The following is a 13,587-nucleotide window of genomic DNA, read 5'->3' on the forward strand; positions in this document are numbered from 1 at the left end:
AAACTATTTCTTATAAATTGTAACTGCAACATGATTTTTTCCGAAAATTCGTTATTTATTTCTCCTTTTCTCCGGAAAATGTCGTATCGGTGCGCTGCGGGCTATTTTTCCCGCGCTTCGTCCGGCGTCTCTTTGACGATGCCTTTGTTCGAGCGGCCGTCGATGCAGACCCACAGCGGACGCTCGAAACGCACCTGCCGCAGGAAGCTGCCTTCGTAGATCGCGGCGCATTTGTCGAGCGTCTCTTCGCGGAATACGCCGTCGCCGCAGAAGGGGCTGATCGTCAGGTAACCCACGCCCAGCGAGGTGACGTTCTGGAAGAAGTGCGTGCCCTGCGACGGCTCGACGTCGAATTTCTCGATGCCGCATTCGACGATCACCTTGGCTTCGGAGATGTGGTTCCACTTGACGGGTACGCCGAGGAACGGATCCGACGAACCCCAGCGGCCGGGACCGACGAGTATGTAGGAGCGTTTTTCGTCGCGCATGCGGCGGTTCAGCTCCAGCAGTTCGTCGGCGATCTTCTCGGTCGAAAGCGAACTGAACGTGCCGCTTTTGATGTAGATGACGTCCGAGATGTCGCTCATCATGCCGATGCCGAGGGCGTTCTCGCCGTAGACCAGCGCATCGGAGGTGTCCACTTCGCTCCAGTCGATCGGCCGGTTGTCCTGATTGTCGATGATCGGGCGGATTTGCAGCAGGTTGAAAATCTGCTGCTCCCCCGGCGCCACGTCCATATTGACGGCGAATTCGACCTCCACGGGGCAGCGCATCTCCTCGGCGCCCATGTGCAGGATGTCGGTGACGATCTCCGCCAGCGGGAAGGTGTTGTATTTCAGTATGTTGTTGAATGTTATGACTTTGCGGCCCCGGTCGAAGGGGCTGTCCGAGATGCGCTCGTTCTCGCGGTCCCACACCGAGCAGACGAAGCGCGAATTGCGCAGTTCGGCGATCTGGGCGATGTCGAGCCGCCGCAGGTTCACCGCGTCGTCGATCGACGTGCGGAACTCTTCGGGCTGCAGGCTCAGGGCCAGCACTTCGTTCTGCGTGTCGCGCAGCGCCAGTTCGGGCGTCGAGGTCTGGAGCACCTTCTGCGGATAGCGGGGCGAGAAGCGCAGCGTGCGCCCTCCGTCCACGACCAGCTTGCCTAGTCCCATGGCGACGTTGCACACGCCGTCTTCGGGGGCTTCGTCGCCGATGGGGTAGTAGTTGATCGAACGCGCCACGCCCGAAAAGGTCGGGAAGAAAAGTCCGTTCTGCTCCGTGCCGCACACCTCCTGTATGATGACGGCCATCTTCTCCTCCGAGATCAGGTTCTGCGACGAGGAGAGGTAGGCTCTCGACGATGCGAAGTAGACCGAGGCGTATACGCTCTTGACCGCCTTGAGCAGCAGACGCAGCATCTGGTCCTCGTTGTCCACATAGGGGATCATGTAGGTCGAGTAGATGCCGGCGAACGGCTGGTAGTGCGAATCCTCCAGCTTCGACGACGACCGCACGGCCAGCGGCGTACTGACGGTCTTGATGTAGGCTTTCAGCTCGCGCTGCAGTTTGACGGGAATCGTCGAACTGACGAACTCCGAGAGAATCTCCTCGTCCGAAAACTCCTGCGAAATGATGTATTTGAGTCCGTTGTTGCGGATGAATTCGTCGAAATAGTCCGTTGCGATCACCACCGAGCGGGGAATCATGATGCGCAGGTTGTCGTGCTTGTCGTACTGGCGGTGCTTGAGCAGCATCGAGTTCATGAACGCCAGACCGCGGGCCTTGCCGCCGAGCGACCCTTCGCCGATGCGGGCGAAAGCCACCGCATCGCTGTAGGTCTCGGTGTCGAAGCGCGCCACCACGCCCTGTCCGAGCAGGATGCGGTAGTCCTTGATGAGGTTCACGATGCGCTGGCGGTGTTCTTCGGTGGTGGCGAACTGGCTCTTGTTGCCCCGGCGGATGGCCGCGGCCAGCGGGAAGAGCCCCCGCGAGTAGAGCCATTTCGAGAGGTGGTTCTGCGAGGTGTGGTATTCGAACGCCTTGTCGGGAATCGTGGCGATCATCTCCTGCATCTGCGCCAGATCCTTGGCGCGGCCGATGACGGCTCCCGTATCGGGGTCCTTGAAGAGGAAGTCGCCGAATGCGAACTCCTTGGCGATATATTCGTGCAGCTGCGAGAGCAGCGTTTTCGAATTCTTGGCGATGAATCCGGCTCCCAGCCCGCGGGCCTGCGCCTCGAATTCGGTCTGCGACGACTGCAGCAGTACGGGCATCAGCGGGTTGTCCTCCTTGATGCGGCGGCAGAGGTCGATGCCGGCGTCGCGCTTCTCGCTTTCGGGCGGGTCGTTGCGGTGGAGTACGAACCCCACGTCGGAAATCACGCCCAGCATGTTCTTCTTGTAACGGTCGTAAAGCTCCACGGCCTCCTCGTAGTTGGTGGCGAGCAGGATCTTGGGGCGTGCGCGTTTGCGCAGGATCTGCTGCTGTTCGTTGAGGGCGTCCTTCAGGAATTCGGTGTTCTGCAGCAGGATCAGTTTGTAGAGTTCGGGCAGGTAGGTCGAGTAGAAGCGGATCGAGTCCTCGACCAGCAGAATGGCCTGCACGCCGCCCTCGACGATATCCTCCTCGGCGTTCATCTTGTCCTCGACCAGCTTGATGATCGCCATGATCAGGTCGGTGTTGCCGTGCCAGCCGAAGATGTAGTCGAGTCCCGAACGGTCCTGCTCCTCGATGCGGCGGTAGATGTCTTTCGAGAAGGAGGTGAGCAGCGCCACGGGAATCTGCGGATGGCGCTCCTTGACGATCTTGGCGAACGTGAAGACGTCCAGTTCCCCCACGTTGTACATCGTCAGGATGAAGTCGAACGAATCGTCGCGTCCGAGCAGGTCCAGCGCCTCGCGCGTCGAGCTGACGCGTGTGAATGACGGCGGGTTCGACATGTTCAGGTCGAGGTACTCCTGATTGATCTGCGACTCGATATGTCCGTCTTCTTCGAGAATATACCCGTCGTAGCTGCAGCAGACCAGCAGGATTTTGTGGATGCGGTATTTCATGAAGCGGTACTGGGGCCTGTTTCCGTCCGAAAGGGATTGTTCGAGATTCTTGTTCATCGTGTCGCCTGATTTGTTTTAACAAAAATAGAAAAAAATCCGCGAAATGAGAAACCGTGCGTTTTTACCTCCCTGCCGTCTCCCTGCCGTACCCCGTGCTGCTTCCCTGCCGTACCCCGTGCTGCTTCCGTGCCGTACCCCGTACTGCTTCCGCGTCGTGTCTTGTACTGCCTCCGTGCCGTTTCCGTACCGTCTCCGCGCTGTTTCGGCGGCATCTGTTTCCATACGGCTCCGCCGGCCGGAACGGCGGCGGGGTTTTCACGGTTCCGCAGCCGGGTCGCAGGCCCGGACTTCCGCGGCCGCCGGCGTTTCGGCGCTGAACACCATGTGCCGCCACAGGTACGGGATGCGCCCCGCGCCGGTGAAGGCCATGTTGCGGAACCCGGCTTCCCGCAGCAGGATGGCGAGCGTCCTGCGGGACCAGAATTTGATATGGCCGCCCTCCCACAATGCGCTGTAGTGGCGATCCGCTTTGCCGGCGAGGGCTATCGAGAGGTTTTTCAGGTACCCGTGGTAAGGCGTGGTGAGTATGAAACGTCCGCCGCCGTTGGCTTCGAGGATGCTGCGGACGAAGGCGGCGAATGTCCGCGGGCTGTAAAGGTGCTCGATGACCTCCATCGAGATCACGGTCAAGAAGGGGATTTTCCGCAGTTCGGGCGGCAGCTCGCCCGTCGTCACGTCGCAGACGAAGAAACGGCCGGGATTCCCCCCCCCGTCCGATTGGCGATGGCTATGCCCTGCCGCGATGCGTCGATGCCGTAAACGTCGTAGCCCTTGCCGGCCAGATAATTTGCGGTGAAGCCGTTGCCGCAGCCGACGTCCAGAATCGGGGTGCCGTCGGCCGGGAGCAGCCGCTCGATGTATTTGCAGAGGAGTTCGTGGTAGAATGCGGGCTGAGCATCGCTCCAGCCGAATTCGCTGTAGTCTGTTGTCATGGGGATCGGGGGATTGTGCGGACGCAGTTTCCACAAAGATAAACAATTTTTCCTTGCGGACAAGCGAACCGGCCGCCGCGTACGGGGCGGCGGCTTTGCGACTTTCCCGCCTGTTTCATTCCATTTTCGTTTTTTATTTCTATCTTTGTTCTGGTCTATAAAAAACATCCATGAATGAACAGTGACAAATACGTGCTTCAGGAGGTCGTCACGCCCGCGCTCGAACGCGAGTGGCTCGACCTCCCCAAGAAGATTTACAAGGGCAACCGCAACTGGGTCTGCCCGCTCGATACCGATATCCGCAAGGTTTTCGATCCGGCCCGCAACGAGCAGTTCGCCGAAGGCGAAGCCGTCCGCTGGGTGGTGCGCAACCGTGCCGGCGAGGTCGTGGGGCGCATCGCGGCGTTCTACAACCGCGAGAAGGCCGCACTCGAAGAGCAGCCCACGGGCGGCTGCGGATTCTTCGAGTCGATCGACGACCAGCAGGTCGCCGACCTGATGTTCGACGCTTCGCGCATGTGGCTGGCCAGCCGCGGCATGGAGGCGATGGACGGCCCGGTCAATTTCGGACAGCGCGACGCGTGGTGGGGCCTGCTGGTCGAGGGCTACGAGTTCCAGCCGCTGTACGAGAATCCCTACAACCCGCCTTATTACAAGGAGCTGTTCGAGAACTACGGATTCCGGAACTACTTCAACCAGAACACCTACATCTGGAAAATCTACGACGACGACGTGAACGCCATGGTCCACGACCGGGCCAAGCGTCTCTTCTCGACGCCGGGCTACGGTTTCCGCCAGATCGACATGTCGCGCATCGAGGAGGAGGCCGAGAACTTCCGCATCATATATAATAAGGCGTGGTCGCTCTTTTCGGGCGTGAAGCCCATGACGCAGGAGGAGGCGATGAAGATCATGGAGACGATGAAGCCGATCATCGACCCGGAGATCATCTTCTTCGCCTATTTCAACGACGAGCCGATCGGTTTCTTCATCATGGTTCCCGACCTGAACCGCATCATCGGCAAGTTCAACGGCAAATTCGGACTCATTCAGAAGCTGCGGATGCTCTGGGACCTGAAGGTCCGCAAGGCCAGCGACCGCATTTTCGGCATCATCTTCGGCATCGCGCCCGAATTCCACGGCAAGGGCGTCGAGTCGGGCATGATGCGCTTCATCCTCGAAAAATACATGCGCACGCCGCGCAACCACTACAAGACCATCGAGTTCGCATGGGTGGGCGACTTCAATCCGGTGATGAACCGCATGATCGAAAGCTACGTCTGCGCCACGCGCCACAAGATGCACACCACCTACCGCTACCTGTTCGACCGGACGAAGGAGTTCCACCGCTGTCCGCGTCTGGGTGTCAAACGCCGCGAATAAAACCTTAAAATCCTGATATGAAAACCACTGCATTCACCAAGTACCACATTGCCGCGGGGGCTAAAATGGCCGAATTCGCGGGATACAATATGCCCATCGAGTTCACGGGCATCAACGACGAGCACATGGCCGTCCGCGGCGGCGCCGGCGTCTTCGACGTGAGCCACATGGGCGAAATCTGGGTCAAGGGACCCAAGGCCCTCGGCCTGCTGCAGCGCATCACGACCAACGACGTGTCGAAACTCTACGACGGCAAGGTGCAGTATACCTGCATGCCCAACGGCCGGGGCGGTATCGTGGACGACATCCTCGTCTACCGGGTCGATGCCGAGACCTACATGCTCTGCGTCAATGCCGCCAACATCGAAAAGGACTGGAACCACATCTGCGAACAGGGCCGGGCGTTCGGCATGGAGGCAGGCCACGGCAAGGAGCTTTACAACGCTTCGGACGAAATCTGCCAGCTCGCCGTGCAGGGACCTCTGGCCATGAAGATCGTGCAGAAGATGTGCGACGAGCCGGTCGAGGAGATGGAGTACTATACCTTCAAAAAGATGAAGGTCGCAGGCTGCGACGCCATCCTTTCGATCACGGGCTATACCGGATCGGGCGGCTGCGAGATTTACGCGGCCAATGAAGACGGCGACAAACTCTGGAAAGCGCTCTGGGAGGCCGGCGAAGAGTTCGGACTCAAGAATATCGGTCTGGGCGCGCGCGATACGCTGCGTCTGGAGAAGGGCTTCTGCCTCTACGGCAACGACATCGACGACACCACCTCGCCGCTCGAAGGCGGACTGGGCTGGATCACCAAATTCGCCGAGGGCAAGGAGTTCATCGACCGCCCCCTGCTGGAGAAGCAGAAGGCCGAGGGCGTGACCCGCAGGCTGGTGGGATTCAAGATGATCGACCGCGGCATTCCGCGCCACGGCTACGAGATCGCCGCGCCCGACGGCACGCGGATCGGCCATGTCACTTCGGGTACGATGTCGCCCTGCATGAAGGTCGGTTTCGGACTGGGCTACGTGACGTCCGAATACGCCAAGGCGGGTACGGAAATCGCCGTCGTCGTGCGCGAGAAACCCCTCCGCGCCGAAGTGGTGAAGATTCCGTTCGTTTAATCCGCTGCGGCGGGGCTGTGCCGAACAGCCGCCTGAGCCGGGTCCGTCCCGGCCGTGAAAGCGATTAGTAACTATAAAAAGCTCTTTTTATGAAAGCAAAATACCTCGGACTCGACCTTTCGAGTCCCGTCGTGGTCAGCAGTTCGCCCTATACGGCCACGATGTCCAACATCGAACAGTGCGTGCGCAACGGTGCGGGCGCCGTGGTCCTCAAGTCGATCTTCGAGGAGCAGATCATCCGCCATGCCGCGGCCCTCGACTATGCGTCGCAGCAGGGCATGGGCGATTCGGGCGAGTACCTCGAACGTTATATCGGCGATGCCTACAAGGGTGAATTCCTCAAACTTGTCGCCGATGCGCGCACGACGGGCGTGCCCGTCATCGCCAGCATCAACTGCATCGCTTCGGCCGAAGCGTGGACCGACTATGCCGTCTCGATGGAGCAGGCCGGCGCCGCGGCGCTGGAGCTGAACATCTTCCTGCAGCCGACCGACCGTCACCGTTCGGCGCAGGAGCTGGAACAGGAGTACGCCGACGTCGTACGCCGCGTGGCCGAGGCCGTGAAGATTCCCGTGTCGGTGAAGCTTCCCATGCGCCTGACCAACGTGCTGGCCGTGGCCGATTCGCTGCTGGCGCGCGGCGCCCGCGGCGTGGTGATGTTCAACCGCTTCTTCGAACCCGATATCGACGTGGAGCGCATGACCTTCGTGAACGGCGATCCGTTCAGCGAGCCGGCCGAACTGCGCAACGTCCTGCGCAGCGTGGCGCTCTGCACGACGGCCGTGCCGCAGCTCGACGTCTCCGTATCGACGGGCGTGCACGACGGCGAAGCGGCCGTGAAGGCGCTGTTGTGCGGCGCGAACGCCGTGCAGATCTGCTCGGCGATCCACGAGAAGGGCTACGGCGTGATCGTGGACATCAACCGCTTCATCGACCTGTGGGCCGAACGCCACGGCTTCGGGTCGCTGGCCGAGTTCCGCGGGAAGATGAATTACGGCAATGCCGAAAGCGACGTCTACCAGCGCGTTCAATACATGAAATATTTCCCGCACGACGCCGAATAGCGGCGCGCGGAACCGATCTGAGGAGGTGCGTCCCGGAGACCGTTGCGGTCTCCGGGACGTCTCTTTTCGGGCCGTTCCCGCCGCCGGGGCATGCGGAGCGGATTTTTTCATTCGTCAGGCAAAAACATCTTTTGCGGGTTACGTATTCGGAGCCGGATATGTGTTCTTAATATAGGCGTCGTTACGGCGGCGCCCCTGAACCGACCGAAACTCAACAAACCTTAAAATTAAAACGAATGAAAAGAATCTTGACTCTGATGTTCGCCGCTGCGACCGTTTTCGCTTACGGATGCAGCGACAACTTCGACGATTCGGCCCTGTGGAAGGACATCGACGGGATGTACAAGAGCCTCAACGAACTCAAGGCTCAGGTCACGACGATGCAGCAGCAGCTCGACGCGCTGGCCGCAGTCGTCAGCGGCGGTGCCGTCACTTCGATCACGCAGGATGCCGACGGGCACTATGTCCTCAGCTACAAGGATGCCGACAACGTGGAGCACACGATCGACATCGCGACCATGGACGACGCCAATACCCAGCCGATCATCGGCATGAAGGCCGACGGCGAAATCTACTATTGGACCGTCACCACGGGCGGCAAGACCTCGTGGCTGCTCGATACCGACGGCGCCAAAATTCCCGTTACGGGCCGTACGCCCGAAATCGGCGTAGACGATCAGGGCTACTGGACGCTCTTCGGCAAGCGGATAACCGATGCGTCGGGCAATCCGGTGAAGGCCGAGGGCAAGAGCGCTTCGGTGATCACCAAGGTCGAAATGAAGGACGACGGCACGGTGGTCTTCACGCTGGGCGACGGCGTGCAGGTCACGGCGCGGGTTCAGAACGGCTTCAACGTGCTGCTGAGCGTCGAACCCCGGACCGTAGTGCCCGACGTCGCGCAGCCGCTTGTGATCACCTATACGCTCGTGGGCGAGACCGAAACTTCGGTGCTGACCGTCGAGAAGGCCGAAGGACTCGCGGCCAAACTCGATGAGCAGGCCAAAACCATTACCGTGACCTTCCCCGACGGCTTCGAGGAGGGCCGTTTGGTCGTGATGTTCTACGACGGCGCGGACAACGTGATTATCAAGCCGCTGATCTTTACGACGATGGAGGGCGCGCCGACGGGCATTCGCAACGCCGACGATCTCAAGGCTTTCGCCTCGGCGGTCAATGCCGGCAAGAGTCTGGCCAAATATACGATCGACGGCGAAGTCTGCCTGATGAACGACATCGACATGGCAGGCACGGACTGGAGCGATTATGTGATCGGCGGAGTCGTAACTCCCAGCACCGCCGATGCGAACAAGGCAGTCACCTATGCAATGGGTGAAAATGTCTTCGATAAAGTGTTCAACGGCAAGAATTTCGCGCTGAAGAACGTCGATTGGACCTTCGACCTTGCGGACGGCAACGTCGCCCACGGCCTCTTCTCGGCCCTCGGCGCCGAAGGCGAAATCAAGAACCTCACCATCGAAGGCGTCATCCGTCTGACTGGCGCGGCTCCGCAGGGTGCGGCGATCGGCGCTTTCGCCGGCTATGCCGAAGGCAAAATCACCTCCTGCACCAATAAGGCCGCGATCGCATTCGCGGGCAGCGACGCCGCCAACATCTCGGTATGTCTGGGCGGCATCGCCGGATATCTCCAGAACGCGACGCTGACGCAGTGCGTCAACGACGGCGCGCTGACCTGCGGCACGATCGCCAACACGGCAACGGCTCCCAATTCGGGATTCCATCAGGGCGGCATCGTCGGTTACATGAAGACTTCGTCGCTGACCGAATGCACCAATAACGGCGCTCTGAGCGCTCCGTCGGGACGCAGCGGCGGCATCGTGGCCGTGGCTACCAGCGGTCAAGTGACCGCATGCGTCAACAACGGAAAGGTGCAGGACGACGTGAACGGTATTTTCGGCGCCAATCCGGGCTATAAGCGCATGGGCGGACTCGCCGGCGGCGCTTCGGCCGACGCCGCGTTCACTTCGTGCGTCAACAACGGCGACGTCTTCTCGCAGCTGGGCTGCCGCACGGGCGGCTTCGTCGGCCATAACGAGGCCAAGATCACCAAGTGCGAGAACAAGGGCGTCATCCTTTCGGACCACACGCTGTCGGGGACCAATTACCACGGTTCGGGTTGGGCGGCAGGCTACAACAAGAGCGCCGACCTGATTACCGAATGTGTGGTCGGCGGCCGCGTGGGCGACTATACCGCATACAAGGACAATCCGCAGTCGGCTCCCGAAGCGACCTATGCCATGGCGATCGTACACGGAAAATTCGATCCGACGCTCAACGGCCTGAGCGACCAGTACGAGGAGTTCTACGACTGGGAGGTGAAGGCGGAGACGCAGCTGGCCGAGGGTGTGAAGTTCTACCACTACGCGATGAAGAATTTCGCCCAGAACGTCTACGTCGTCGAGGCCGACCTGACCAATCCCAACGTGGTGCTCGAAACGGTCATGGCCGACGAACTCTGTCTCAACCCCAATGCCAACAACAACTCGAACAACGGCAAGAAACTGCGCGAAACGCTCTCCGAGACCTGTACGCGCCGCCGCGCCGAGGGCCGCAACATCGTTGCCGGCATCAACACGGGCTTCTTCAATTCGCACGACGGTTTCCCGCGCGGATTCCACATCGAATACGGCGAACCGGTCTTCATCAACAACCCGACCGTGCGCCAGTCGCTTTCGAACCACCGTCCCGGCTTCACCTTCTTCGAGGACCGTACCGTCAGCTTCGACAACCGCAGCTTCACGGGCTATCTCAAGGTGAACGATACGGACTATGAATACTACTCGGTGAACGATACGATCGTCCGGCTCAACAACACCGACGGTTACGACGCCAATCTCTATACTTCGCGCTTCCGAAAGGAGCCGCATCCGGGCATCTACAATCCGGTGGGCAGCGATGCGCTCTTCGTCGTGGGCCGCTGCTCGCAGCAGATGACCGTCAACGACGGCTGGTTCGACGCGACGGTCACGGCGATCGTGGACGGCCGCAACGGAGCCTCGGTCGAGGTGCCGTTCGTGAGCGAAAAGACCGACTGGGTGCTTCAGGTGACGGGCGAAAAGGCTGCGGCGCTGGCTGCGGCGCTCAAGGTGGGCGACGCTGTCCGGATCAACGCCAACGTGTCTATCGGCAGCGTCTCCAAACAGATTATCATGCACAACTCCAGCATGTACCGCTTCCTGAACGGCGGCAACTGGAATGCGGTGAACGACGCGACGCTCATGCCGGCCACCTGCATCGGAGCCGATCAGGCCGGCACGACCGTCAAGCTGGTCTGCGTGGACGGCCGCACGAGCATCGACACCGGCATGAACTACTGGCAACTTTACATGACCATGAAGAAACTGGGGCTTCACAATGCGATCCGTTTCGACGGCGGCGGCTCCACGACGTTGTGGAAATGGGAGAACGGCGCCGGTGCGATCGCCAACAGGCCCTGCGACTCGAAGGGCGAGCGCAGCTGCATGAACTACATGCATGTCAGGATCAAGTAGCAAGGAACCCATAAACGACTAAATGAACAGAACGATGAAAAAGATATTGAATACGATCTTCCTCGCTACATTCCTGTTTGCAGCGGCATGCAGCGACGGATACGACGATACCCGTATCAAGAAGGACCTCGACGACGTGGGGCAGATTCTCGATGAACTGGAACAGGCCGTGGACGGACTCCGTACGCAGATGGACGCGCTCACGCAGCTGATAAACAGCTCGTTCGTGTCGCTCATCTCGACCGATGCCGAAGGCAACTACGTCATCACCTACATCGACCGCGGCGGGGAGAGCCGCACGCTTACCCTCGCCACCCAGAAAGAGGTTGTCACCCTGCCGATCGTCGGCATCGCCAAGGACGAGGACGGCGTGTGGTACTGGCGCCAGACCTCCGACAACGGCGAGACCTACGAATGGATACTCGTGGATGGCGAGAAGGTTCCCGCAGGCGGTGAGAAACCCGAAGTGGGCATTGACGCCGAGGGCTTCTGGACGGTGAACGGCAAGCCGATCACCGACGCCAAGGGCAACAAGGTGCTGGCCGACGACGTCAGCAACATCCTCTTCAAAGAGGCTTACGTGGACGAAAAGACCGGCGAAGCCGTCTTCATTCTCGCCGACGGCACCGAACTGCGCCTGCAGATGTTCGAGGCGCTGTCCGTTTCGTTCGACTCGCCGACCTACACGGCCGTTCCGGACTATGCCTCGAAAGTGAAGATCAGATACACCGTCGGCGGTTCGCAGGCGGAAGGCGCGCTGGTGGATATCTTCACCTCCTATAACGTCGACGCCGAGATCGACGAATCCATATCGACGATCACCGTCTCGCTCAAGGAGGGCGCCCAAGAGGGCAATATCCTCGTCATGGCGCACGCCGGGGGCAATACGATTCTCAAACCGCTCTTCTTCACCTACGGCACGGCCGAGATTCAGGACCCGGTTTACAACGGTTCGACGGCCGATATCGTGCTCGAAGGCGACATGACGCAGTTCGAAGTCAAGGTTTCGGCCAGCATCGACTATGAAGTAACGGTCGAGGAGTCGGCGTCCAAGTGGCTCATATACAACTCGACCCGCGCGATGACGACCCTTACGCACGTCTTCACGGCCGATTACTACGAGGATGCGAGCGGCGCGCTCCGCACGGGCGAAATCCGCTTCTCGAATGCGCTTTACGACATCTCGGCGGCAATCGTCGTCAAGCAGTCGCCCAAGATTCCCGAAGGCGGCGGAGGCGGCATCTCGACCGCGGCCGACCTCATGGGCTTCGCCGCGGCGGTCAATGCCGGAGCCAGCACCGCACGCTGGGAGAACGAGGCGGGCGAAGTCGTGTTGTTGAACGATATCGACATGGCGGCCGTCGAGTCGTGGACGCCGATCGGCGGCGTGGATGCCAGCGAGTACAATACGACGACTCCCTACAAGACGGTCAATCCCTTCAAGGGCACCTTCGACGGTCAGGGCTTCGCCGTCAAGAACCTGAACTATACGGCCGACATGTCCACCGGCAAGTGGGGCTACGCGTTCTTCGGCTCGCTCGACGGGGCTACGGTCCGCAACCTGACGCTGGGCGATCCCGACACCGACATCACGTGGACCTTCACGGGCGACGCCCCGAAGGCGACGAGCGTCGCGTCGCTGGCCGTCTATGCGGTCAACTCGACGATCGAATCGTGCACCAACTACTACAACATCGACTTCGCCGGAGACAGCGGTTCCGAAGTGCTCTGCGTGGCTTCGGGTCTGGTCGGCGTGATGAAGAACTCGACCATCGGCGGCCGCGCCAAGTCGCTGGGATGCGCGAATTACGGGTTCGTACGCACGGGCAAGATCACCAACAACGGCAACGGCGGCAACGGCATGCAGACGGCCGGTATCTGCGGCTTCATGGCCAAGGACGAAGGCAACCTGATTCAGTTCTGCGTCAATTACGGACACATCAGCTGCCCGACGGGCCGCACGGGCGGTCTGGTCGCTACGCTGATGAACGGCAACGTGAAGAATTCGGACAACCGCGGTACGGTCGAGGACGACATCGTCGGCAAGTTCGAGGGAGCGGCTGCGCAGAATTCCTACAACAGCAAGCGTATGGGCGGCCTGATCGGCGGTACGGACGACCTGAAGAAGGTGCTGACGGCGACCGTGGAGAGCTGTACCAACTACGGCAACGTGTTCACCCATATCGGATGCCGCACGGGCGGATTCATCGGCCACTCCAACATCCGGATCATCGGCTGCGCGAATCAGGGCGCCATTCTGGGCGACGTCTACAATTCCGACCACGGTCCGGCATGGGCCTGCGGATATTCGGGCCAGTCGAGCGGCGAGTGGGTCAACGTCAGCAGCTGTACGATGGGCGGATACGTGGGCAGCTACACCACCTACAAGGACAATCCGACTTCGGCGCCTGCCGCGACCGTTCACAATGCGTTCTCGTACAAGAACGACGAGTACTACGATCCGACGATAAACAACTAAAAGG

Annotated in this window: 8 protein-coding genes; 5 read left to right on the forward strand and 3 right to left on the reverse strand. The window is 60.4% G+C overall.

Going from position 1 to position 13,587, the window contains the following annotated elements; genetic code table 11:
- Positions 1-101 precede the first annotated feature (101 nt).
- The 3 genes from ALFI_RS09705 to ALFI_RS17625 all read right to left on the reverse strand — a co-directional run bounded on the left by ALFI_RS09705 (position 102) and on the right by ALFI_RS17625 (position 4,030).
- Positions 102-3,095, reverse strand: coding sequence for a PEP/pyruvate-binding domain-containing protein (locus tag ALFI_RS09705; protein ID WP_014775681.1), 2,994 nt, complete (start codon positions 3,093-3,095; stop codon positions 102-104).
- A 258-nt stretch (positions 3,096-3,353) separates the two neighbouring features.
- Positions 3,354-3,773 (reverse strand): methyltransferase domain-containing protein, encoded by a 420-nt coding sequence (locus tag ALFI_RS17620; protein WP_042493527.1) that lies wholly within the window; start codon positions 3,771-3,773, stop codon positions 3,354-3,356.
- On the reverse strand, positions 3,770-4,030 hold the full coding sequence (locus ALFI_RS17625; RefSeq protein WP_161990498.1) for a class I SAM-dependent methyltransferase: 261 nt from the start codon (positions 4,028-4,030) through the stop codon (positions 3,770-3,772). The genes ALFI_RS17620 and ALFI_RS17625 overlap by 4 nt, the downstream gene beginning before the upstream one ends.
- Positions 4,031-4,204: 174 nt before the next feature.
- Between ALFI_RS17625 and ALFI_RS09720 the strand changes: the two genes are divergently transcribed.
- The 5 genes from ALFI_RS09720 (at position 4,205) to ALFI_RS09740 (ending at position 13,583) form a co-directional block, all read left to right on the forward strand.
- Positions 4,205-5,413: a hypothetical protein gene (locus tag ALFI_RS09720; protein ID WP_014775682.1), complete on the forward strand. Its 1,209-nt coding sequence runs from the start codon at positions 4,205-4,207 to the stop codon at positions 5,411-5,413.
- 17 nt (positions 5,414-5,430) lie between these two features.
- Positions 5,431-6,531, forward strand: a complete 1,101-nt coding sequence (gcvT, locus tag ALFI_RS09725) for a glycine cleavage system aminomethyltransferase GcvT (protein ID WP_014775683.1) — start codon at positions 5,431-5,433, stop codon at positions 6,529-6,531.
- A gap of 89 nt (positions 6,532-6,620) precedes the next feature.
- Positions 6,621-7,595, forward strand: a complete 975-nt coding sequence (locus tag ALFI_RS09730) for a dihydroorotate dehydrogenase-like protein (RefSeq protein WP_014775684.1) — start codon at positions 6,621-6,623, stop codon at positions 7,593-7,595.
- A gap of 236 nt (positions 7,596-7,831) precedes the next feature.
- Positions 7,832-11,104, forward strand: a complete 3,273-nt coding sequence (locus tag ALFI_RS09735) for a phosphodiester glycosidase family protein (protein WP_042493529.1) — start codon at positions 7,832-7,834, stop codon at positions 11,102-11,104.
- A gap of 34 nt (positions 11,105-11,138) precedes the next feature.
- Positions 11,139-13,583: a PL29 family lyase N-terminal domain-containing protein gene (locus ALFI_RS09740; protein WP_014775686.1), complete on the forward strand. Its 2,445-nt coding sequence runs from the start codon at positions 11,139-11,141 to the stop codon at positions 13,581-13,583.
- The last annotated feature ends 4 nt before the right edge of the window (positions 13,584-13,587 follow it).

Source organism: Alistipes finegoldii DSM 17242 (assembly GCF_000265365.1).
Classification (GTDB): domain Bacteria; phylum Bacteroidota; class Bacteroidia; order Bacteroidales; family Rikenellaceae; genus Alistipes; species Alistipes finegoldii.